The 24,330-nt window shown below is 61.1% G+C and carries 18 protein-coding genes; 16 read left to right on the forward strand and 2 right to left on the reverse strand.

The window, feature by feature from the left end; all coding sequences use genetic code 11:
* The first annotated feature begins 134 nt into the window (after positions 1-134).
* Genes PSH69_RS00740 through PSH69_RS00765 form a run of 6 tightly spaced genes read left to right on the forward strand, consistent with a single transcriptional unit; the run spans position 135 to position 12,783 of the window.
* The gene (locus tag PSH69_RS00740; RefSeq protein WP_018929397.1) at positions 135-980 is read left to right on the forward strand and encodes a sulfotransferase; all 846 of its coding nucleotides are present in this window, start codon (positions 135-137) and stop codon (positions 978-980) included.
* A 50-nt stretch (positions 981-1,030) separates the two neighbouring features.
* Positions 1,031-8,896, forward strand: a complete 7,866-nt coding sequence (locus tag PSH69_RS00745; protein WP_305410734.1) for an Ig-like domain-containing protein — start codon at positions 1,031-1,033, stop codon at positions 8,894-8,896.
* 42 nt (positions 8,897-8,938) lie between these two features.
* Positions 8,939-10,453 (forward strand): TolC family protein, encoded by a 1,515-nt coding sequence (locus tag PSH69_RS00750; protein WP_305410735.1) that lies wholly within the window; start codon positions 8,939-8,941, stop codon positions 10,451-10,453.
* Positions 10,437-11,042, forward strand: a complete 606-nt coding sequence (gene cysC, locus PSH69_RS00755) for an adenylyl-sulfate kinase (RefSeq protein ID WP_305410736.1) — start codon at positions 10,437-10,439, stop codon at positions 11,040-11,042. The genes PSH69_RS00750 and cysC overlap by 17 nt, the downstream gene beginning before the upstream one ends.
* Positions 11,039-11,824 (forward strand): aspartyl/asparaginyl beta-hydroxylase domain-containing protein, encoded by a 786-nt coding sequence (locus PSH69_RS00760; protein WP_305412765.1) that lies wholly within the window; start codon positions 11,039-11,041, stop codon positions 11,822-11,824. The genes cysC and PSH69_RS00760 overlap by 4 nt, the downstream gene beginning before the upstream one ends.
* Positions 11,812-12,783 carry a sulfotransferase family protein gene (locus PSH69_RS00765; protein WP_305410737.1) on the forward strand — a complete coding sequence of 324 codons (972 nt, stop codon included), beginning with the start codon at positions 11,812-11,814 and terminating at the stop codon, positions 12,781-12,783. The genes PSH69_RS00760 and PSH69_RS00765 overlap by 13 nt, the downstream gene beginning before the upstream one ends.
* Here PSH69_RS00765 and PSH69_RS00770 read toward each other — a convergent pair.
* Positions 12,749-13,507: a slipin family protein gene (locus PSH69_RS00770; RefSeq protein ID WP_019581674.1), complete on the reverse strand. Its 759-nt coding sequence runs from the start codon at positions 13,505-13,507 to the stop codon at positions 12,749-12,751. The genes PSH69_RS00765 and PSH69_RS00770 overlap by 35 nt on opposite strands.
* A gap of 2 nt (positions 13,508-13,509) precedes the next feature.
* Positions 13,510-14,043, reverse strand: coding sequence for an NfeD family protein (locus PSH69_RS00775; RefSeq protein ID WP_111454004.1), 534 nt, complete (start codon positions 14,041-14,043; stop codon positions 13,510-13,512).
* 214 nt (positions 14,044-14,257) lie between these two features.
* On the opposite strand from PSH69_RS00775, the gene PSH69_RS00780 reads away from it, so the two are divergent.
* From PSH69_RS00780 to PSH69_RS00825, 10 genes are all read left to right on the forward strand, one after another.
* The gene (locus PSH69_RS00780) at positions 14,258-14,725 is read left to right on the forward strand and encodes an aminoacyl-tRNA deacylase (protein ID WP_305410740.1); all 468 of its coding nucleotides are present in this window, start codon (positions 14,258-14,260) and stop codon (positions 14,723-14,725) included.
* Between the two features lie 119 nt (positions 14,726-14,844).
* A complete protein-coding gene (locus tag PSH69_RS00785) occupies positions 14,845-15,090 on the forward strand; it encodes a DUF2789 domain-containing protein (RefSeq protein WP_007940999.1) in 246 nt (81 codons plus the stop codon).
* Positions 15,091-15,192: 102 nt separating this feature from the next.
* A complete protein-coding gene (locus PSH69_RS00790; protein ID WP_305412766.1) occupies positions 15,193-16,668 on the forward strand; it encodes a Fic family protein in 1,476 nt (491 codons plus the stop codon).
* Between the two features lie 133 nt (positions 16,669-16,801).
* On the forward strand, positions 16,802-17,230 hold the full coding sequence (locus PSH69_RS00795) for a MarR family winged helix-turn-helix transcriptional regulator (protein ID WP_305410741.1): 429 nt from the start codon (positions 16,802-16,804) through the stop codon (positions 17,228-17,230).
* The gene (locus PSH69_RS00800; RefSeq protein ID WP_305410742.1) at positions 17,227-19,299 is read left to right on the forward strand and encodes an FUSC family protein; all 2,073 of its coding nucleotides are present in this window, start codon (positions 17,227-17,229) and stop codon (positions 19,297-19,299) included. Before PSH69_RS00795 ends, PSH69_RS00800 begins: the two co-directional genes overlap by 4 nt.
* Positions 19,296-19,505 carry a DUF1656 domain-containing protein gene (locus PSH69_RS00805; protein WP_018929385.1) on the forward strand — a complete coding sequence of 70 codons (210 nt, stop codon included), beginning with the start codon at positions 19,296-19,298 and terminating at the stop codon, positions 19,503-19,505. The genes PSH69_RS00800 and PSH69_RS00805 overlap by 4 nt, the downstream gene beginning before the upstream one ends.
* Positions 19,502-20,389 carry an HlyD family secretion protein gene (locus tag PSH69_RS00810; RefSeq protein WP_064615762.1) on the forward strand — a complete coding sequence of 296 codons (888 nt, stop codon included), beginning with the start codon at positions 19,502-19,504 and terminating at the stop codon, positions 20,387-20,389. The genes PSH69_RS00805 and PSH69_RS00810 overlap by 4 nt, the downstream gene beginning before the upstream one ends.
* Positions 20,386-21,834, forward strand: a complete 1,449-nt coding sequence (locus PSH69_RS00815) for an efflux transporter outer membrane subunit (RefSeq protein WP_305410743.1) — start codon at positions 20,386-20,388, stop codon at positions 21,832-21,834. The genes PSH69_RS00810 and PSH69_RS00815 overlap by 4 nt, the downstream gene beginning before the upstream one ends.
* An 81-nt stretch (positions 21,835-21,915) precedes the next feature.
* Positions 21,916-22,551, forward strand: coding sequence for a hypothetical protein (locus PSH69_RS00820; RefSeq protein ID WP_019651562.1), 636 nt, complete (start codon positions 21,916-21,918; stop codon positions 22,549-22,551).
* Between the two features lie 235 nt (positions 22,552-22,786).
* A complete protein-coding gene (locus tag PSH69_RS00825) occupies positions 22,787-24,298 on the forward strand; it encodes a YdgA family protein (protein ID WP_028939533.1) in 1,512 nt (503 codons plus the stop codon).
* Positions 24,299-24,330: the final 32 nt, after the last annotated feature.

Consider the following 24,330-nt stretch of genomic DNA (forward strand, 5'->3'; position numbering starts at 1 on the left):
TAAACGATTCAACTTTTAAACAGTTATATAAATTGCGTTTTCCAGTCGATTTAGCTCCGATTTGATATCAAAACACCACTAGCTGTAAGGCCATTCATGGTCTACGCTCCGTCGTACAAAGGACTGAATGACGGGTGAATGGATTGCAGCAATTCCACTTTATCTCCGGCTTGCCGCGCTCGGGCTCGACCCTGCTTTCTGCCATTCTTTTGCAGAATCCGCGTTTCCATGCCGGCATGACCAGCCCCGTGGGCGCACTCTTTTCCGGCGTTTTGGAGCAATGCAGCGCCGGCAGCGAATTCGGCGCGGTGATCGACACCGACCTGCGTCGCCGCCTGTTGCGTGGCCTGTTCGATTCTTACTACGCCGACAAGGCCGACAAACCGGTGGTGTTCGACACCAACCGCCTGTGGAGTTCGCGCCTGCCGGCGATCAGCGATCTGTTCCCTCAAGCCAAGATCATTGCTTGCGTGCGCAATGTCGCTTGGGTCATGGACAGCATCGAGCGCCTGTACCGCGCCAATCCCTTTGAAAACACCAAGCTGTTCGGCGATGCGGTCGAACGCAATACAGTCTACAGCCGCTGTGAAACCCTGGCCCAACGCAATCGACTGGTGGGGTTTTCCTGGGCCGCCCTCAAGGAAGCCTATTACGGCGAACACGCCGACTCACTGCTGATCATCGATTACGACCTGCTGAGCCAGGCGCCAGAGCGGGTGATGCGGCTGGTCTACGACTTCATCGGTGAACCCTGGTTCGAACATGATTTCGATCATTTGGCCTACGACGCGCCGGAATTCGACCAGGCCCTTGGCCTCTCGGGGCTGCACAAGGTGAAGGCCAAGGTCCAGTTGCAGTCCAGGCGCACGATCCTGCCGCCGGATTTGTTCAAGCAATACGCCGAGTTGTCCTTTTGGCTCGATGGCTCAGCCAGCGCCGCCAATGTCATTCGTATGAAAGCCGACGCCGCGATCAGTTGATCGCGGCGTTTTCATTGGTCTGTCAAAAAGTTCGAGTCCGGGTGAGCAGCATGTGGTGGAGCAAAGGCAAGTCGCGGGTTACTCAAGGCGCACGAGCGCTGGCCTCGCCAATGATCATGTCCCTGGAGCCGCGCATGCTGTTCGATGGTGCGGTGGCCGCCACGGTGGCCGATACTGCCCAGGCTGACACCCATACCACGGCCGACGCGGTCAAGGCACCGACCGCCGATCAGCCGGTCGCCAGCAAGGACACCCACGGCCAGGCCGATGCCACGCCAACCCCGACGCCTGTCGCGGTGCCGGGGCAAAGCGTGGTGTTCGTCGATTCGCGGGTCAAGGACGCCGACAGCCTGCTTAAAGGCGTCGCGCCTGGTACTCAGGTGGTTCAGCTGGACGCGAGCAAGGACGGCTTGCAGCAGATTGCCGACTACCTCGATACCCATCAAGGCATCAGTTCGGTGCAGATCATCGCTCACGGCAACGCAGGCGATCTGTGGCTGGGTAACAGTTATCTGTCGGCCGATAACGTCGCGGCCCGCAGCGCCGTGCTGGCGGAAATCGGCAAGGACATGAACGTCGGCGGCGACATCATGATCTACGGCTGCTACACCGCCGAAGGCGAGCGTGGCTTGAGTTTTGTCGACTCGCTGGCGCAACTGACCGGTCGTGATATCGCCGCTTCCAGCAACCGCACCGGGGTCGGTGGCGACTGGAATCTGGAAATCGCCACCGGCAACATCGAAAGCGCCAACGTGCTCTCGACCACGGCCATGAGCGAGTATCAGTGGGGCCTGGCCACCTGGACCGCCACCAACAACGCCAACACGGGCGTCGGCTCGCTGCGTGCCGCCCTCGCCTCGGCGCAGAGCGGCGATATCGTCACATTCAGCACTGGCATGACGGTGCAATTGACCTCCGAATTGCTGATCAACAAGAACGTCTACGTTGATGGCGACTTGAACAACGACGGTGTGGCAGATGTGACTCTTGATGGTCAGTACAAGACCCGAGTGGTTGAAGTGGCGTCTGGCAGCACGGTGACACTCGATGGCCTGGTGATCACCCGTGGCCTGGTGGCGGGCAACGGTGGCAACGGTGGCTACGGCGCCACGGGCGCAATGGCCGGGGGGATTTTCAACGCAGGGATACTGACCCTGAAAAACGTTACCGTGACCTCCAACGCCGCTTCCGGTGGTGGTGGCGGCGGCGGTGTCACGGGCGCTTTTTACGGCGGAGGCGGCGGTGGCGGTGGCGGTTTGGGCGGCCAGGGCGGCGGGCACGGCGGTTCGGCAGGGCCGGGCACCGGCACATTGGGCGGCCAGGCGGGCAGCGGCGGTGTCGGTGGTTATGGCGGCGGTTATGACGCCACCCACATGGGCGGTCGCGGTGGTTCCACCACTGGCGGTGCTGGCGGGGTGGGCGTTTCCTATTACAGCAATGGCGGTAACGGTGCGACGGCCACCAATGGCACGATTTCCATTGGCGGTGGCGGCGGCGGGGCCGGTTGGGACAAGGTAGGTGGTGCTGGCGGCAACGCGGTAGGCGGGATCTACAACGCCAGCAGCGGCACCATAACCGTCATCGGCACGTCGACCATCAGCAACAACATCGGCGCCGGTGGCGGCGGTGGCGGTGGTGGTGGCCAAGGCAGCAATGCCAGTAATGGCGGCATTGGCGGCCGGGGCGTCGGTGCGATCTGGAACAAAGGCACGCTGCTGATCACGGCTGCCAACTTCGCGGCCCTGGCTGGTAATGCCGCAGCCAGTGGTGCAGGCGGTACCGCGCAGGGCGGAGGTTCAACCGGCACCTCGCCGACCTCTTTCTCGACTATCTACAACGACGGTGGCGTACTCAACACCGCGTATTCGCCACCGCCGACCGCGACCATTGTGGTCGCTGATACCACGCTGAGCATCGGCGAAACGTCCTTGGTGACCATCACGTTCTCCGAGGCCGTGACCGGTTTCACCAACGCGGACCTGACTATCCCCAACGGTACCCTGAGCTCCGTCAGCAGCAGCGATGGCGGCATCACCTGGACGGCAACGTTCACCCCGTCCGCCAGTATTTCCGATACGACCAACGTCATCACCCTGGACAACACCGGCGTGATAAACGGCCTGGGCACCGCTGGCGTCGGCACCACTAACTCCAATAACTACACGGTCGACACCGTACGCCCGACCGCGACCATCGTGGTGGCGGACAATGCGCTGAAAGTCGGCGAAACCTCGCTGGTGACCATCACCTTCAATGAAGCGGTCACCGGTCTCACCAACGCGGACCTGACGATTGCCAACGGTACGCTCACGGCGGTGAGCAGCAGCGATGGCGGCATCACCTGGACGGGAACCTTCACCCCAACCGCCAGCATCACCGATACGACCAACCTGATCACTCTGGACAACACCGGAGTCAGCGACCTGGCGGGCAACGCCGGTAGCGGCACCACCGACTCCAACAACTACGCCATCGATACCGTGCGCCCGACCGCGACCCTGGTGGTGGCCGATACCAGCCTGAGTGTTGGTGAAACCTCGTTGGTGACCATCACGTTCAGTGAAGCAGTCAGCGGTTTCACCAACGCCGACCTGACGATTGCCAACGGTACACTTACCGCAGTGAGCAGCAGCGATGGCGGCATCACCTGGACCGCGACCTTTACGCCTTCGGCCAGCGTTAATGACACGACCAACCTGATTACCCTGAACAACACCGGGGTCAGCGATCTCGCGGGCAACGCCGGTAGCGGCACCACCGATTCGAACAATTATGCGATCGATACGCTCCGTCCGACCGCGACCATCGTGGTGGCGGACAATGCGCTGAAAATCGGCGAAACCTCACTGGTGACGATCACCTTCAGCGAGGCGGTGACCGGCTTCACCAATGCCGACCTGACCATCGCCAACGGCACACTCACTGCGGTGAGCAGCAGCGACGGCGGCATCACCTGGACGGCGACCTTTACCCCGACCGCCAGCATCAGCGACACGACCAACCTGATCACCCTGGACAACACCGGGGTCATCGATGCTGTCGGCAATGCGGGCAGCGGCACCACCGACTCCAACAACTACGCCATCGACACGGTCCGCCCGACGGCCACCATCGTGGTGGCGGACAATGCGCTGAAAATCGGCGAAACCTCGCTGGTGACCATCACCTTCAGCGAAGCGGTGAGCGGTTTCACCAATGCGGACCTGACCATCGCCAACGGGACACTCACGGCGGTGAGCAGCAGCGACGGCGGTATCACCTGGACCGCAACCTTCACGCCTTCGGCGAGCATCAACGACACCACCAACCTGATCACCCTGGACAACACCGGGATCAGCGACCTGGCGGGCAACGCTGGCAGCGGCACCACCGATTCCAATAACTACGCCATCGACACGGTGCGCCCGACCGCCACGATTGTGCTGGCCGATACAACGCTGACAGCGGGCGAAACCTCGCTGGTGACCATTACCTTCAGCGAAGCGGTGAGCGGTTTCACCAACGCCGACCTGACCATCGCCAATGGCACGCTGAGTGCGGTGAGCAGCAGCGATGGCGGCATCACCTGGACGGCGACCTTCACGCCTTCGGCGGGCATCAACGACACCACCAACCTGATCACCCTGAACAACACCGGAGTCAGTGATCTGGCGGGCAACACCGGCAGCGGCACCACCAACTCGAACAACTACGTGATCGACACCGCCCCGCCGACCGCGACCATCGTGGTAGCCGACAACGCACTGAAAATTGGCGAAACGTCACTGGTGACCATCACCTTCGATCAGGCGGTAACCGGTTTCACCAACGCCGACCTGACCATCGCCAACGGTACGCTCACCGCGGTGAGCAGCAGCGACGGCGGCATCACCTGGACGGCGACGTTCACCCCGACTGCCAGCATCACCGACGCGACCAACCTGATCACCCTGGACAACACCGGCGTGCAGGCGGCCGCCAGCGGTAACGTAGGCACTGGCACGACCGATTCCAACAACTACGCCATCGACACGGTCCGCCCGACAGCCACCATCGTGGTCGCGGACACGGCGTTGAGAATTGGTGAAACCTCGTTGGTCACGATCACCTTCAGTGAAGCGGTCAGCGGATTCACCAACGCCGACCTGACCATCGCCAACGGTACGCTCACTGCGGTGAGCAGCAGCGACGGCGGCATCACCTGGACCGCGACCTTCACGCCTTCGGCCAGCATCAACGACACCACCAACCTGATTACCCTGGACAACACCGGGATCAGCGACCTGTCGGGCAACGCCGGCAGCGGCACCACCGATTCCAATAACTACGCCATCGACACGGTCCGTCCCACCGCGACCATCGTCCTGGCAGACACCACCTTGAGTGCCGGTGAAACTTCGCTGGTGACCATCACCTTCAGCGAAGCGGTGAGCGGTTTCACCAACGCCGACCTGACCATCGCCAACGGTACGCTCACGGCGGTGAGCAGCAGCGATGGCGGCATCACCTGGACCGCGACCTTCACCCCGACCGTCGGCGTGAATGACTCGAGCAACGTCATCACCCTGAACAATACCGGTGTCACCGACGTGGCCGGAAACACCGGCAGCGGCACTACCAACTCCGGTAACTACACCATCGATACGGTGCTGCCGACGGCGACCATCGTGGTGGCCGACAATGCGCTGAAAATCGGTGAAACCTCGCTGGTGACCATTACGTTCAGCGAAGCGGTGAGCGGTTTCACCAACGCCGACCTGACCATCGCCAACGGTACACTGAGCGCGGTGAGCAGCAGCGACGGCGGCATCACCTGGACGGCCACGTTCACCCCGACCAGCGCCATCACCGACACCAGCAACGTCATCACCCTGGATAACAGCGGTGTGACCAACGCCTCGGGCAACGCCGGTAGCGGCACCACCGACTCCAACAACTACGCCATCGATACCGTGCGCCCGACGGCCACCATCGTGGTCGCGGACTCGGCGCTGGCGGTGGGTCAGACTTCGGTAGTGACCATCACCTTCTCCGAGGCGGTGACCGGCTTCAGCCTCGCCGACCTGACGGTGAGCAACGGTACCCTGAGCAGTCTGAGCACCAGCGATAACATCACCTACACCGCAACCCTGACACCGGCGGCGAGCATCACCGATGCGACCAACCTGATTACCCTGGACAACACCGGGGTGACCGATGGGGCCGGCAATACTGGAAGCGGCACCACCGACTCCAACAATTACGCCGTCGACAGCCAACGCCCGACGGCCACCATCGTTTTGGCGGACGCCGCCCTGAGTGCCGGAGAAACATCGTTGGTGACGATCACCTTCTCCGAGGCGGTGACCGGTTTCACCAATGCCGACCTGACCATCGCCAACGGTACGCTCACGGCAGTGAGCAGCAGCGATGGCGGCATCACCTGGACCGCGACCTTCACCCCAACCGCCGGCGTGAATGACACGAGCAACGTCATCACCCTGAACAATACCGGTGTGACCGATGTGGCCGGCAACACCGGCAGTGGCACCACCAACTCGGGCAACTACACCATCGATACGGTGCTGCCAACGGCCACCATCGTGGTGGCCGACAACGCGCTGAAAATCGGTGAAACGTCGCTGGTGACCATTACCTTCAGTGAAGCGGTCACCGGTTTCACCAATGCCGACCTGACCATCGCCAACGGTACGCTCACGGCAGTGAGCAGCAGCGATGGCGGCATCACCTGGACAGCCACGTTCACCCCGACCGCCAGCATCACCGACGCGACCAACCTGATCACCCTGGACAACACCGGCGTGCAGGCGGCCGCCTCCGGTAACGTGGGCAGCGGCACCACCGATTCCAACAACTACGCCATCGACACCGTGCGCCCGACGGCTACCATCGTGGTCGCGGACACGGCGCTGCAAATCGGCGAAACCTCGCTGGTGACCATCACCTTCAGCGAAGCGGTGAGCGGTTTCACCAACGCCGACCTGACCATCGCCAACGGTACGCTGAGCGCGGTGAGCAGCAGCGATGGCGGCATCACCTGGACGGCGACCTTCACGCCTTCGGCGGGCATCAACGACACCACCAACCTGATCACCCTGGACAACACCGGGATCAGCGACCTGGCGGGCAACGCCGGCAGCGGCACCACGGATTCCAACAACTACGCCATCGACAGCCAGCGCCCGACCGCCACCATTGTGTTGAGTGATTCGACCCTGAAGCCGGGGGAAACCGCCCTGGTGACCATCACCTTCAGCGAAGCGGTGACGGGTTTCGACAACAGTGACTTGAGCGTCGCCAACGGTACCTTGAGCGCGGTCAGCAGCAGCGACGGTGGCCTCACCTGGACCGCGACCTTCACCCCGACTGCCGGGATTACCGACGCCAGCAACCTCATTACCCTGAACAACAGCGGCGTGTCGGACGTGGCTGGCAACACTGGAGCAGGCACCACCAACTCGGCCAACTATGTAGTGGAAACCCAGGTGCCGACCGCCACCATCGTCGTTGCCGACAGTGCCCTCAAGGCCGGTGAAACCTCGCTGGTGACCATTACCTTCAGCGAAGCGGTGAGCGGTTTTACCAATGCTGACCTGACGGTCGCCAACGGCACCCTCAGCAGCGTTTCGTCCAGCGATGGCGGCGTGACCTGGACCGCGACGTTCACCCCTGCAGCCGGCGTCACGGACACCACGAACCTGATCAGCCTGGACAACAGCGGTGTGACCAACGTGTCGGGCAACAGCGGCGTCGGCGTGACTGACTCCAACAACTACGCCATCGACACCGCGCGCCCGACCGCGACCATTGTGGTCGCGGACAATAAACTGGGTATCGGCGAGACCACCACGGTGACCTTTACCTTCAGCGAAGCGGTGTCCGGTTTCGACCTGTCGGACCTCAGCGTGGCCAATGGCGTGTTGTCCAACCTGGCCAGCAGCGACGGCGGAGTGACCTGGACCGCCACACTCACGCCGACCGCAAGCATCAATGATGCGACCAACCTGATCCTGCTCGACACCGGCAATGTGCTCGACGCTGCGGGCAATGCCGGCGCCAGCATCGCCATCTCCAACAACTACGCACTTGATGCGACCCGCCCGACCGTCAGCATCGTGGTTGCCAACCCGGTGCTGGGGATTGGCCAGACGTCGCTGGTGACCTTCACGTTCAGCGAAGCGGTCAGCAACTTCGATTTGTCGGACTTGAGCGTGACCAACGGTGAACTGACCAATCTGGCCAGCAGCGACGGCGGCAAGACCTGGACCGGCACCTTCACCCCCACCGCGAACATTACCGATCCGAGTAACTTCATTGCGCTGGACACCAGCAATGTGACGGACCTGGCGGGCAACCTGGGCGCCAGCATTGCGGTATCCAATAACTACACAATCGACACCGTACCGACGCCACCCCCCTTGGTGTTGACACCGGTGGTCGTGGCCGATCCGCCGAACGTGCCATTACAACCGATCATCTTCACCCCACCCACTGGCGATCTCGGCTCGCCGCTGACCTTTGCCCCGTTGTTTGAACAACGGGTGATGGGCAATGGCATTCGCCCTCTGGGTGACATCTTCATGAACCACGGGGCGTTGACGCCAAGCTTCATCGCGCAGGTATTCACCAGCAGCGACAACGGTGGCGATGGCTCAGGCCACGGCTTCCTCGGCTTTGGCGGGGGCGATGGTGGGGTCTTCGGCAGCAGCACGCTGTCGAGCCTGTTCAATCAGGCCACCAGTAGCGAGGGGGATTCGCTGAACATCTTTGGTAATCAGTCAATCAGGGCGGGGGATGCTTCCCAAGGGCTGCGCGGCGTGTTTGGCGCACCGAGTCTTGGCCAGCAATTACAACAGCTCAAAGACACCGAGCAGCGGCAGGTCGACAGCCTGGCCGCGGCTTTGCAGCAAGTCGGCATCAGTGAAATGCAGGCCTGAAAAAACCATTAAAAGCAGTGCGGCACCGGGGGCAATACAAGGATGAAAAGAAGTCATAAGTTGTTCGGCGCCAGCCTGCTGGCGCTGGCGATCAGCGGATGTGCAGTCACCAGTCAACCGATCGAACGCAGCGTCAGCCAACAGCGCGCCAAAAGCGATCTGCAAAACATGTACAAGGGTCAGGAGCCCCTCAGCGGCCCGCTGACCCTGCACCAGGCCATGGCCCGCGCGGTGAAATACAACCTCGAAGGCCGGCTCAAGATCATGGAAGAAGCCCTGGCCAAGCGCCAACTCGACCTCGCCAGTTTCGACATGCTGCCGCGCATGGCGCTGGATGCCGGTTACGTGGGGCGCAACAACGTCAACGCCTCCAGCAGCCAGAGCGTGCGCACCGGCACCCAGTCTCTGGAACCGTCGACCTCCCAGGACCGCGACCGTGACGTGGCGGACCTGACCATGGTCTGGAACGTGCTCGACTTCGGCGTCAGCTACATCAGCGCCAAGCAGCAGGGCGATCAGCGGCTGATCGTGCAGGAACGTCGGCGCAAGGTGATCAACACCATCGTCCAGGACGTGCGCTCGGCCTATTGGCGAGCCGTGGCCGCTGAACGTTTGCTCAAGCAGATCGACAGCCTCATGGCCCGGGTCGACACCGCCCGTGAGAATAGCCAGAGCATGAGCCAACAGCGTATCGGCGATCCGATCCAGTCGTTGGCTTATCAGCGTTCGCTGATCGAAGCCACCCGGCAACTGGAAGAGCAACGCCGCGCGCTGTCGCTGGCAAAAACCGAGTTGGCGACCCTGATTAACCTGCCTCTGAATACCGAGCTGACGCTGGCGACCCAGGACGATTACGACATTCCGGAACTCAAGGTCGACCTCGCCAGCCTGGAGCAGGAAGCCCTGACCAGTCGGCCGGAGTTGCGCGAGCAGGATTATCAGACCCGCATCAGCGCGGCCGAAACCCGCAAAGCCATGCTGCGCCTGTTACCAGGGCTGGAGTTCTCCGCTGGCGGGCATTACGACAGCAACTCGTTTTTGGTGGAGCAGGGCTGGGCGGATTACGGGGTGAAGGTCACCTGGAACCTGTTCAATGTGATTTCCGCACCCGCCGCGATCGACGTCGCCAAGGCCGGCGAAGAAGTCGCCACGGCACGTCGTCAGGCGATGTCCATCGCAGTGTTGGCCCAGCTCTACGTGGCCAACGCCAACTACCGCGAAGCACTGCGGCAGTTCCAGACCAATCAGCAATTGTCGAACATCGACGGGCAAATCGTCGGTCAACTGCGCAACCGCTATCAGGCGGCCGGGCTGGGTGAACTGGATCTGATCCAGGGCGAGCTGAACACGTTGCAGGCCGATCTGCGTCGCGACCTGTCCTACGCTGACCTGCGCAACGCTTACGGGCAAATCTTCGCCAGTGCCGGTCTCGATCCGCTGCCGGACGAGGTGCAATCTACCGAAGTCCAGTCCATCGCCACCGCACTGGCCAATCGCGAAGCGGCGTGGGCGGCGGGCGATATCACGGTACCGGTGGCCCATGCCCCGGTCCACTAACCTGCTGGCGCCGACGGCGAGCATCAGCCGCGCCCAACGGGAGGCCCGCAACGGCCATCGCGGCACGGCGATTCTGCTGACCGGTTTACCGTCGGCGGGCAAGTCGACATTGGCCCAGGCACTGCACGCCGAGCTGTTCGATCATGGCGTGCAGAGTGTGGTGCTCGATGGCGATGGACTGCGGGTCGGGCTCAATCGCGATCTGGGGTTCACCGACAGTGATCGCCTGGAGAACATCCGTCGCGCCAGCGAGCTGGCGGCGCTGTTGGTCGAGAATGGGCAGATTGTCATCCTCGCGATGATCGCGCCCTTGGTGGAGTTGCGCGAACTGTTTGCCCGACGGTTGGGTGAGGATTATCGCGAAGTCTGGTGCAACGCCTCTTTGGCAGTGTGTGAACAGCGTGATCCCAAAGGTCACTACGCCCGTGCTCGACGGGGTGAGTTGGCGGGGTTCACCGGTGTCTCGGCGCCTTACGAATCACCGCCGTGTGCGTCGCTGGTGCTCGATACGGGCACGCAATCGGTCGAGGCCTGTCTTGACCGTTTGCTGACCTGGCTCGGTGAATGCGCGGTGCTGCCAAAGCGATGAGCTGGCCGGCATTCTCCCGATTACCGGTGACGGTGGATTTGCCGTTGCTGTTGCAGGCGCTGGGGGCGATCGGTGAGGACGACTGGCACGGTCACTTCAACAGCGCTTACTACACTGGCGACTGGAGCGGCGTGGCGCTGATTTCCGCGGCCGATGCCTTGACCGAGCTGGCACCCGGAAGCGGTGAACCTCGATTGCGCGAACCCTGGCGACGGGATGGTCGATGGCAGCAAGGGCTGCGGGATCTGCCGCTGGAGATCGTCTGCGCGCGCCTGTTGCGACTTGGCCCGGGCGGGCGCATCCATGAGCATCGTGACTATGACCTGGGCGAACCGGATGCGGACTTGCGTTTGCATATCCCGCTGCTCAGCCCACCCCATGTGGACTTCATGCTGGACGGCCAGCGCATGCCGATGACCGCTGGTGAATGCTGGTATCTCGACCTCTCGCGGCCCCATCGCGTGGACAATCGCGATACCCGGGCACGGATTCATCTGGTGCTCGATTGCCGGCCCGGCGCCTGGCTGGAGCAGGCGATTATCGACGGGCTGGCAACCACGCCGTCGCCGCTAATCGGTCATCAAGCTTTAGAGCAATTCAAGGCACTGCTGACCGACGATCCGCAGCTGTGCAAGACCTTGCAAGGTTTGCCGGACAACGAAGCCTTTATCGACCGCACCCTGGCGTTGGCCGCCGAGCGTGGCCTCGTGTTCACCCGCGAAGAATTGCGCGCGGCGATGCGCGACGGTCGCCGCCAGTGGACTGAACAATGGAGCGCCTGAACTTCGAGGGCTGGTTGCCGATTCGCGTGTGGCAAGAGGCTGGGCAATGGCAAGTCGATTGGTGCTGGTTCGGTGACACGCGGCTGCATCAGCCGTTTTTTCGTGACGCCGTGGAGGATGCGCTGCGGCTGCCGTTCAATCAGGCGTTTCGGCGGAAAACGGCGTTGTCGACCCTCGCGGACTGGCGGGCTTGCAGTCCCGGCCTGACGCCGAGCGCCTTTATCTTTCACGCGTCCCGCTGTGGCTCGACCCTGATCAGCCAGATGCTGGCGCGACTCGACAACCACATTGTCATCAGCGAACCACCGCCACTGGACGCGTTGCTGCGCAGCGATTTGCCTGCCATCGAGCGCCGTGCCGCGATCAAAGGGTTACTGTCGACCTACGGGCAATGTCGACGTGGCGTGGAGCAACGGTTGGTGATCAAACTCGACGCCTGGAACATCGGTGAACTGCCGTTACTGCGCGAGTGCTTCCCTGAAACACCGTGGCTGTTTCTTTATCGCGATCCGCTGGAGATTGCTGTCTCGCATTTGCGTCGCCCGGGCATGCACATGGCGCCGGGGATGATCGGCGCCAGTGTGCTGGATGACGAACTTGCGTTCAGCGGCCGTGAGGATTACATCGCTCGGCGATTGGGGCGGTTGCTGGCGTCGGGGTTGGCGCAATGCCAGGCGTTTGGTGGCCGGGCGGTGAATTACAGCGAATTGCCGCAGGCCATGGCGGGGCGGTTGGCAACGTTCTTTGCTTTGGACATCGAGCAGCGCCGGCAGGTGTTTGCGGCGGCGGGGCAACATGCCAAGCAGCCGTCGCAGGTGTTTGTCGACGACAGCGAAGGCAAGCATCGCGAAGCCTCGGCGTTGCTTCGTGAGCGGGTGGAACGCTGGGCGCGGGAACCGTATGAGGCGTTGGAAAAAGATCGGCTCAGGATTTTGACGACAAATCCGCCATCCCCTTGAGTAACTCGATCGGCAGCGGGAAGACGATGGTTGAACTCTTGTCCCCCGCGATCGCACTCAGCGTCTGCATGTAACGCAGCTGCATGGCTCCCGGCTGGCGCCCGAGCATTTCGGCAGCCTGCATGAGTTTTTCCGAGGCCTGCAATTCGCCTTCGGCGTGGATTACCTTGGCCCGGCGTTCCCGTTCCGCTTCGGCCTGTTTGGCGATGGCGCGAATCATCGATTCGTTGAGGTCTACGTGCTTGATCTCGACGGTGGCCACCTTGATGCCCCAGGCATCGGTCTGGGCATCGAGCACTTGCTGGACGTCGACGTTCAGCCGTTCCCGTTCGGCCAGCAATTCATCGAGTTCATGTTTACCGAGCACCGCCCGCAACGTGGTCTGGGCCAGTTGGCTGGTGGCCATGAGAAAGTCCTCGACCTGAATGATCGCCCGTTGCGGGTCGAGTACGCGGAAGTACAGCACCGCATTGACCTTGACCGAGACGTTGTCGCGGGTGATCACGTCTTGTGGCGGTATGTCGAGCACCACGGTCCGCAGGTCGACACGAACCATTTGTTGAACCGCCGGAATCAGCAGGATCAGACCCGGGCCCTTGACCTGCCAGAAGCGTCCGAGCTGGAACACCACGCCGCGTTCGTATTCGCGCAGAATGCGGAAAGTCGACCCCGCCAGTGCAATCAGCAATAACAGCAGCGCGGCAAAACCCAATTGCAGACCCATGACTATTCTCCACCCGGTGCCGCGTCAGTCGCGGCCACTTGCAGCAGTAGACCCTTGCGTGCCACCACCCGGACCTGTTGTCCCGGTTTAAGCGGTGTGGCACTCATGACTTGCCATTGTTCGCCTTGCAGGTGCACCCAGCCGACATAAGCATTGCCAGCCTGCAACGACGTTATCGGCGTCACGCTGCCCAGCAATTCGGCGTCGCCGCTGAAGTTGCGGCGCGGTCGGGTTTTCAAGGCGCGAATCAGCAGGAAAATCAGCAGCAGTGCGCTGATCAGCCCCAGGACGATGATCAAGGGAACAGGCACTTCGGCATCGGTCAGAATCAGTGCGCCGATCACGAACATCACAATGCCGCCAAAACCGACCACGCCGAAATTGGGCAATGCCGCCTCGGCGATCATAAACGCGATGCCGAAGGTGATCAGCCAGATCCCGATCGGGTCGGGAACCAGCACTACAACGGTGTCCGCTGCGAAAACCGGTCCGCTCAGGGCCAACAGCAGCGCAATTACACAGCAACGAATGTTCACTTGACCCTCCGGGAGAGTCATCCGTCCGCGAGCCGTTCGTGGCTCTGTGTACAAGTCTAGTTGAGCCTGTGGCTGTATGAATTTTGACCAGTTGTTGACCGCCTCCGACGGGCGGATTTCCCGCCGGATTCCACCCGCGGGCCTAGACTTTTAATGGAGAGAAAAAATTCTAACCATCGTCCGCCATTCGTTGTTGCGGACACCGAGGTGCATTATGCGTATGGCAAGAACCGTGCAGAACAGCCTGGAAAAGGCGCACTGCGAATATGACATCGTTTCCCATCCGCACTCGGCCAGCAGCCTTGAAACGGCGCGGCTTGCAGGCATTCCCGCCGAACGGGTGGCCAAATCGGTGATTCTGGACGACCACCACGGGCATTTCTTGATGGCCGTACTGCCCGCCAGCCGTCACCTGGACCTGAGCAAAGTCCGTGGCAGCAGCGAATGGCAAGTCACCCGCGAAAGCAATCTGCCGCGCCTGTTCGACGATTGCGAACGCGGCGCCGTGCCTGCATTGGGCGAATCCTATGGCCTGGACATGGTCATCGACCCATTGCTGACCCGGCAGAAAGACATCTACCTCGAGGCCGGCAACCACAACAACCTGGTACACATGAGCATGCCGGAATATTTGAAAATGGTGCCGCATGCCGAGATGTGCGAGTTGAGTCAGTCGGCGTAACTGCCGTCATCGCGGTCAAGCCCACTTCCACAGGAATTGCGAAAACCCTGTGGGAGCGGGCTTGCCCGCGAATGGCCGCATTGTGGTCACCCTCATTCAGCCATCACAAGGAGCCCGACATGGAATCCCCCACCCACAGCCTCCCGGCCCTGTTCAAACAACTCGGCCTGCCTGACGACGCCGAAAGCATTGATAAATTCATCGCCACCCACTCGCCGCTCAAACCCGAACTGCACCTGGCGGACGCGTTCTTCTGGAGCGAGAGCCAGGCAGAGTTACTGCGTGAGGAAATTCTGGATGACGCGGATTGGGCGGAGGTGGTGGATCAACTGGATGTAATGCTGAGGAAGGGGCGGGGGGTGTAAAAAAATCTGGAGAAAAATGGCGAAATGTAAAAAAAACTGGTGAGTGGTAAAAAAATCTGGGCTTTAATCGCCAAAGTGAATTTTTTCCGTGGAAGCATCGCCATGCCCGTTGTTGGATACGCCTACCTGCGCGATGCGCTGAATCTCAAGGCCTTCGCGCCCAAACGCGCGGCGATGATCAAGCCTGTCACTCGTATCACATTGATCGGTGATTGCTTGGCTGTTCCCCAGTCTGTGGCACCTGTTCAGGGTTCAATGCTTGAGCATATTCTTTTTGCCCTCAAGCACGAAGGCGTCAATCTCTGCATTCTTGCCCAGGCACTTGAAACTGTTTCTGCCAAGCAACTGCTGAATGAATTGGCCAAATCCCCAAATGGCGTGTTTATCCGCAAGGCCTGCTTCTTGTGGGAGAGCTTCACCGGGCAACAGCTTGAGTATTCGGTGCCGGTGCGGGGCGGTGTCGTCGCGCTATTTGATCCAAAGCTCTATGTAACCGGCCCGGCCGTGCGCAATAGTCGCTGGCGTATCGATTTCAACGGTTTGGGTTCTCTGCGTTACTGTGCCACCGTGGAACGAACACCTGAACTCGAAACCCTGCTCAGTCTCGACATTCTCGGTCGAGCCAAAGCCTTCATGGCGACTTTGCCGCCCGAAATGATGGATCGTGCCATCAACTGGGCTTATCTCCACGAAACCCGCGACTCCTTCGCCATCGAGAAAGAAGAACCCAGCGAAGAGAAGTCTCGTCGTTTTGTTCAACTGTTGCGCCAGGCTCATGAGGGGCGCGAGTTGAGTGAAGACTATCTGGTCGAACTGCAGAACAGCACCGTGTCCAACCCTTTCGATAAGGCCGTCCTGTTTCGCCATGAACAGAACCACCTGCATAACGGCTTGAGAGGTGCCGCCGGCGTCAGCTATGTCCCTCCCGCTCCGGATCTGTGTCGTGAACTGATGGAAGAGTTGATGAGCTTTGCCAATCGGTCTTCAAAGCAGGTCGACCCCTTGGTGGCGGCTGCAGTGACCGCATTTGGTTTCGTCTTTCTTCACCCGTTCATGGACGGCAATGGCCGGCTATCACGGTTCTTGATCCACCAGACCCTCTGCCATTCCGGTGCGCTGGAAAATGGCCTTTTACTGCCTGTTTCCGTAGCGATGAAACACGAGGAGTCCAACTATCTGGCTGCCCTCAAGGATTTCTCACACTCCGCTCGCGATTTTTGGAATGTCACTTGGCTGGACGCCGATCAAATGTCTTTCGAATTCATTGGCCACCCATCCATTTATCGCTACTGGGACGCCACTCGCTGCGTCGAATTCACCCTGCAAATGGCCCGTCGTGCTTTGGAGGTTGAATTGCGGGAAGAGACCGAGTTTCTCGACCGGTACGACCGTGTAATCAAGGCGGTGAATCAACGTTTTGATGTGCGCGGGAGTGATCTGTCGAAGCTGGTGATGATGTGCCTGGACAATGACGGGAAGGTCTCCAAGAACCGGCGCAAGCAGTTTCAGTACAGCGTGCCGGAGGAGGTTTTTGAGTTTATTGAACAAGAAGCCGGAAGGTTATTGAGTGATATCTAGGCACGTCAGACGTGCTTCAGGCATGAGAATTGTTTCAAAACTTGACCAGCTTTCCCCGCCAATGCCATATTGATAGTTAGCAAACTAACATTGTGTGCATTCCCTCGTGCCAAAGAACCTCGCCGCTCTCCAGATGAACATCAGCAGCTCCATGGTGGTGGCCGCCAGGCATTGGCGGAAGATCTGCCAGACCACGCTGGTCAACTATGGAATCTCCGAAGCCTGCGCTGTACCGCTGTTGATGATCGGGCGCTTGGGCGAGGGAGTGCGGCAGGTGACGGTCGCGCAGGCGGCGGGGATGGAGAGTCCGTCGCTGGTGCGGTTGCTGGATCAGCTGTGTCATGCCGGTTACGTCTGCCGTACCGAAGACATTCATGACCGACGCGCCAAATGTCTGAGCCTGACCGCGACCGGTCGCGAGCTGGTGCAGTCGGTGGAAGCCGAGTTGGTGCGTTTGCGCCAGGATGTGCTCGATGGGATCGACCAGAGTGATCTGGAAGCGGCGTTGCGGGTCCTCAAAGCCTTCGAAGCGGCCAATCATCCACCGGTGGTTCACCCTTGAGCGGTTTTTTCACCGGCGTGCCCCCGGCGCGGGACTGGTTCTACGGTGTGCGCACGTTCGCAGCCTCGATGATTGCGCTGTACATCGCCATGCTCATGCAAATGCCTCGTCCGTATTGGGCGATGGCCACGGTGTATATCGTTTCCAGTCCATTTCTCGGCCCTACCAGCTCCAAAGCGTTGTACCGCGCGGCGGGTACCTTGCTCGGTGCCGCGGCGGCGGTGTTTTTTGTGCCGATGTTCGTTCAGAGCCCTTATGTGCTGGTGGTGGTCATCGCGCTGTGGACCGGGATTTTGCTGTTCCTGTCCCTGCATCTGCGCACCGCCAACAGCTATGCCTTGATGCTCGCCGGTTACACCTTGCCGCTGATCGCCTTGCCGGTGGTGGCTAACCCTTTGGCGGTGTGGGACGTGGCCGAGGCGCGGACCGAAGAGATTTTTCTCGGCATCGCCTGCGCGGCGGTCGTCGGCGCCATGTTCTGGCCACGGCGGCTGGCGCCGGTGTTCAACGACTCGGTGAACAAATGGTTTGCCGATGCCTCGACCTACAGCTTGCGTTTCCTTAGCCGCAATGTGCAGCCGGAGGAAGTCAGCGCCTTGCGTTCATCGATGGTGGCGAACTTCAACAGCCTGGAATTGATGATCGGTCAGCTGCCGCACGAGGGCGCGAGAGCGCAAACGGTGCGCAACACCAAGGAGCTGCGCGGTCGGATGATTCATCTGTTGCCGGTGATCGACGCCCTCGACGATGCGCTCTATGCCCTCGAGCGGCGCACACCGGAGCTTGTGGATAAGTTCGCGCCACTGCTGACCGCAACCACCGAATGGCTTGACCACAAAGACGCTGATCTCGACCGCTGGCAGGCCCTGAAAAACCAGCTCCAAATGCTGCAGCCGAGTGCCGAGGCGCTGGACGATCGCAAGCAATTGCTGTTCTCCAACGCGCTGTATCGCCTCGGCGAGTGGATCGACCTGTGGCAAGACTGTCGCAGCCTGCAATACGCCATTCAGTGTGAGAGTCAGGACAACTGGCGCGCGGTGTATCGGCACTGGCGCCTGGGGCGACTGTCACCGTTTCTCGACCGTGGCTTGATGCTGTATTCGGCGGCTTCTACGGTCACCGCGATCATCGTCGCCTCGGTGCTGTGGATTCTGCTCGGCTGGACCGACGGCGGCAGCGCGGTGATCCTGGCAGCGGTGGCGTGCAGTTTCTTTGCGTCGATGGACGACCCGGCGCCGCAGATCTACCGATTCTTTTTCTGGACCGCGATGTCGGTGCTGTTCGCCGGCCTTTATCTGTTTCTGATCCTGCCGAACCTGCATGACTTCCCGATGCTGGTGCTGGCGTTCGCCATCCCGTTCATCTGCGTCGGCACCTTGACGGTGCAGCCGCGTTTTTACCTGGGGATGTTGCTGACCATCGTCAACACCTCATCCTTCATCAGCATTCAGGGCGCCTACGACGCGGATTTTCTCAGTTTCACCAACTCCAACCTGGCCGGGCCCATGGGGTTACTGTTCGCGTTCATCTGGACCCTGATCGCCCGGCCATTCGGTGCGGATCTGGCGGCCAAGCGCCTGACCCGTTTCAGCTGGCGCGACATCGTCGGCCTGACCGAGCCGGCCACGCTGGCCGAACACCGGCATATGGGCGTGCAGATGCTCGATCGCCTGATGCAGCATTTGCCGCGACTGGCCATGACCGGCCAGGACACCGGCATCGCCCTGCGCGAAGTGCGCGTGGCCCTGAATCTGCTGGACCTGCTCGCCTATTCGCCGCGAGTGCCCGGTGCGCCGCAAGCGCTGCTGCGCCAGGTGGTGGCTGAAGTTGGTGAGTACTTCAAGGCCTGTCTCAAGGCTGGCGAACGTTTGTTGGCGCCGAGTCCGTTGCTGATGACCCTCGACCGCACCCGCCGCGCTCTCGGCGGCCAAGGTGATGACGAAACTCGTCTGCACCTGCTGCACGCCTTGAGCGGCCTGCGTCTGGCGCTGTTGCCGGGCATCGAGTTTGTCGGCACGGGCGAACTCGAGGAACCGCTTCCCCATGGCATCGATGGAGCGCCTTTATGATCGGTGATCTGGATATCAGCGGGGTGTTCCTGCCCACGCTGCTGGTGCTGATGGGCATTACCTACGTGTTGTTCCTGTTGGTGCACGGGGTGCTGACGCGCCTGCACTTTTACCGTCTGGTCTGGCACCGGGCATTGTTCAACGTGGCTCTCTACGCTGTGCTGCTCGGCGCCGTGGACTCACTCAGTCGATACCTGATGACATGAAAAAACCTTTATTGACCCTCGGCCGTGTGGTCCTGACGTTGTTGATCGTGACCTTCGCGATTGTCGTGGTCTGGCGCATGGTCATGTATTACATGTTCGCGCCCTGGACCCGGGACGGGCACATCCGTGCCGACATCGTGCAGATTGCCCCGGATGTATCGGGGCTGATCCAGCAAGTGGAGGTGCGCGACAACCAGTGGGTGAAACGCGGGCAGGTGCTGTTCAGCATCGATCAGGACCGGTTCAAGCTGGCCCTGCGCCAAGCCAAAGCGGCGGTCGCCGACCGTCAGGAAACCTTGGCCCAGGCCCAGCGCGAGGCCAAGCGTAACCGTGGCTTGGGCAATCTGGTCCCGGCCGAGCAACTGGAAGAAAGCCAGTCCCGGGTGGCGCGCGCCGAAGTGGCGTTGATGGAAGCGCAAGTGACGGTGGACAGCGCCCAGCTCAACCTCGACCGCTCAGTGATCCGCAGCCCGGTGGATGGCTACGTCAACGACCGGGCGCCGCGCTCCCAGGAGTTCGTCAGCGCCGGGCGCCCGGTGTTGTCGGTGGTCGACAGTAATTCCTTCCACATCGACGGCTATTTCGAAGAAACCAAACTGGACGGCATTCATGTCGGCCAGAGCGTCGACATTCGGGTGATCGGCGACCGTGCGCGCCTGCGCGGGCATGTCGAAAGCATCGTCGCCGGCATCGAAGACCGCGACCGCAGCAGTGGCAGCAACCTGTTGCCCAACGTCAACCCGGCGTTCAGTTGGGTGCGGCTGGCCCAGCGGATTCCGGTGCGAATCGCTTTCGATGAGGTGCCGGAAGATTTCCGCATGATTGCCGGGCGTACGGCCACCGTGTCGATCATCGACGATCAAATCGGAGGGCCGGCGAAATGAGCAGGGCCTCGGGTTTGGCGGTTGCCGGATTGGGCTTGTTGCTGTCGGCCTGTCAGGTGGTGGGGCCGGATTATCACTTGCCGGACGAGGCCGCCGTGCACCGTGAAGACTTTCAGGGCGACCTGGCGGTGAACGGCAAACATGTTGTCTCGGCGCCGGTGCCCGCCGATTGGTGGCGGTTGTATCAGGATCCACGTCTGGACCAATTGGTGCAGCAAGCCATGGCCTCCAACACCGATTTGCGGGTGGCGGCGGCGAATCTTTCGCGGGCTCGCGCTCAGGTCGACGAAGCGCAGGCGGCGGGCGGTTGGAGCGGCGGCGTGAAGGTCGGCGCCCAGCGTTTGCAGGAATCCGGCGAAGCGTTCTTGCTACCGGAGAAAGTGCCCGTGGCCAACGTCGGCGATATCGGCATCACGACCTCGTACCAGTTCGACCTGTTCGGCACCTTGCAGCGCGGCATCGAAGCGGCCAAGGCCAATGCCGATGCGACCCAGGCGGCAGCGGATACCGCGCGTATTACCCTGGTGGCCGATGTGGTGCGGGCTTACACCCAGGTTTGTGCGGCCAACGAAGAGCGGGAGATCGCCCAGCATTCCCTCGACCTGCAAGCCCAGAGCACCACCCTGACCCAGCGCTTGCGCGATGCCGGGCGCGGCGATGAAACCCAGGTCACCCGTTCGCAAACCCAATTCAAATCCTTGCGCGCCGAATTGCCGCGTTATGAAGCCGCACGTCAGGCCGGGTTGTTCCGCTTGTCGATGCTGCTGGCCAAACCGGTCGAGCAACTGCCGGCGGGCACCAGCGACTGCGCCGAACTGCCGAAAGTCACCCAATTGTTGCCGGTGGGTGACGGCGCCACACTGCTCAAACGCCGGCCCGACGTGCGCCAGGCCGAGCGCAAGTTGGCGGCGGCCACCGCCGGCATCGGCATTGCCACCGGCGAGTTGTACCCGGACATCAGCATCGGCGCGACCGTGGGCACGGTCGGCACCTTGGAAAACCTTGGCAAACCGTCGACCAATCGCTGGGGCTTCGGTCCGTTGCTGACCTGGACCGTACCGTCCAACGGCTCCCGCGCGCGAATCCGTGAGGCCGAGTTCGCAACTCAAGGCGCGCTGGCGCATTTCGATGGCGTGGTGCTCAACGCCATCCGCGAGACTCAGACCGGCCTGGCGCAATATTCCGCGCAACTTCAGCGTCGCGATGCGTTGGCGGACGCCGAACAGTCGGCGCAATTGGCGGCAGACCAGACCCACCGCTTCTTCCAGGCCGGTCGCGCGTCGTTCCTGGCGGACTTGCAAGCCACCCGCACCTACACCGATGCACGGGCGCAACTGGCCTCGGCCAACACCCAGGTCGCCATGAGCCAGATCGATTTGTTCCTCGCCTTGGGCGGCGGCTGGGAAAGCGGACGAACGCAAGGCTCACAACCCGGCAAACCCTGAGGCCGTTGCTATGCTTTGACTTGATGGGGTCGCGCGGCGAACCCGTCGATCAAGGCTTGCGTTGGTCATGGGGATCTAATAATGAAAAACCCTTACGCTCCCGGCTTCTGGTGCGCCATTGCGGCATTGGTTTTGCTGTCGGCCACCTATTTTTATGGCGTCATGCTGGCCCACCAGATCGACAAGGCGCTGATCTTCCTCGACAGCGCGGCGGCACTGATCGCCGTGATGGCCATCGTGGTGGTCGCCTGGGCTTCCCTCCAGAACCAGCGCATCAAGAAACGACAACTCGAACAAGGCAAAACCCTGGTACTGATCTGGGACACCAAGGTGGCGTTGCGTCGGGTAGAAACGGTGTTCGACCGATATTTCTGGGGCAGTTACTGGCAACCGGGGCGCACGTTTCAGGAAGTCATGGGCGAACTGACTGGCACGCCGCTGGAAAAAAGCCTCGAAACCTTGAAGAAGCAATGCCAGGCGCTGGACAAGCAAGTGGCCGACGAGGGCTGGCACTGGCTCAACAATGCCCGAGAACTGTCCGATGTCGCCAACGCCATGGCCCGCGAACGCTATCAACTGGATTTCTGTGACCCACGCGCGGAAGTGACTGGCGGGGCGGTGATCAATCGGGATTTTGAAGTGCTGGTGTATACGTGGACCGCGCGGCTAAAAAGTTTTGATCATCAACTTGATGAGATCGAGGTTCAGTATTCGTAAAGTTGTATTGGCAGGGCTGCTCGCGAAGGCGATTGAACGATCGCCGAAACTCTCCCCTGCCAGTTGTCCACAGGCCGCCGCAGCCCATGGACACTCTTTCACCTTTAATCATTGGGCCGTCCCACGGCGCAAATGCTAATCTCCTCGCCACTTTCAGCGCAGTCGTGACCGCGACCCGTTATGGGTTCAGGGAAGACGACCACACTTTCAACAATGGACATTGATCGGGTACTTCATGAATAAATCAGCAGGCGTGCTTCTAGGAATTGTCGTGGCCATCGGTGCAATCAGCGCGGGCGGCGCCTGGTACACCGGCAGCAAACTCGATGGGGTGCTGAACAGCTCGATCGCCGACGCCAACAAAGAGCTGCATGCCGCGCTGGCGGGTTCCAACGGCACGGCGTCGCTGGAACTGGTGTCGCTGGAGCGTCATGTGTTCAGCAGCACCGCGCACTACCGCCTCAAGGGCGAGGGCGAGATGTTTGGTGAAGCGCCGATGGAGATGCTGTTCGTCGACCGCATCGAACACGGCCCGCTGCCGTTCTCGCGCCTGGTATCGTTCAAGTGGTTGCCAGTCCTGGCCACCAGTCACTACGAGCTGGAAAAAACCCCGCTGACCGAAAAGTGGTTCGCCGCTGCCAAGGACAAATCTCCGGTCAAAGGCGTGGTCAACATCGGCTACGACAACTCCACCAAGGGCTCGCTCGAATTCCTGCCGCTGGAAGCGGCACTGGATGACAAGTCCAACCTGACGTTCTCCGGGTTGAAACTCGACGTGGCCGCCAGCGCCCAGGCGCAAAAGGTCAAGGCCGACGGGTACATGGACAGCCTGAAGCTGACCACTGTGGCTGAAGACCAGACGCCGGTGCAGGTTGAGCTCAACGGCTTGACCCTGGCCAGCAACCTGACCAAAAGCACCTACGGCTATTACGTCGGTGACAACACCCTCGAGCTGACAAACAGCAAAACCACCTTTGGCCCCAAGCAATCGGTACTCGGTTTCAAGAACTTTGAAATGAAGAACCAGACCGGGGAATCAGGCACCAACGCTTCGGGGCGTGCCGATTACAAGGTCGGTGAAGTGTCCTTGAACGGCAAGGTTATCGGGTCTGCGCAGATGGCCATGAGCCTGAAAAACCTCGACATCCCGTCGACGATGTCGCTGATGCAGATCTACCAGACCAAACTGCAACCGTACGAGCGGGCCGCCGCCGAAGCCACTGCCGCCGGTCTGCCGGCGCCACAGCTGAACCTGACTCCGGCCGAAGAGGCACAGGTCAAGACCGGTCTGGAGAAACTGCTGGCCGCAGGTCCCCAGGTGGCCTTGGAAAACCTGTCGTTCAACACCAGCAACGGCGAAAGCCGCGCCAACCTGGTGCTGGACCTGACCAAACCGCAATCCATGGACCTGCCGCCGGACCAATTGGTCAAGCAGTTGATCGCGTTGCTGGAGTTCAACGTGTTGGTGTCCAAGCCAATGCTCATTGATTTGCTCACCGTGCAGTCGCAAATCGACGGTCAGACCGATGCCAAGCTCATCGCCGATCAGGCGAGCGCAACCGCCGACATGTTCAGCAGCATGGCGGTCGGTACGCAACTGGCAAAACTGGACGGTAACAACGTCGTCACCAAGTTGCATTACGCCAACAATCAGGTGGACTTCAACGGCCAGAAAATGACCCTCGAAGAGTTTGTCGGTTTTGTGATGAGTAAGCTCGGCGGCACTGGCGACGTCACCATCCAGTAAAACCGCAGGCTTCAGCGCAACGCCCGGCCTCT

This window comes from Pseudomonas sp. FP1740 (assembly GCF_030687165.1).
Lineage (GTDB): Bacteria > Pseudomonadota > Gammaproteobacteria > Pseudomonadales > Pseudomonadaceae > Aquipseudomonas.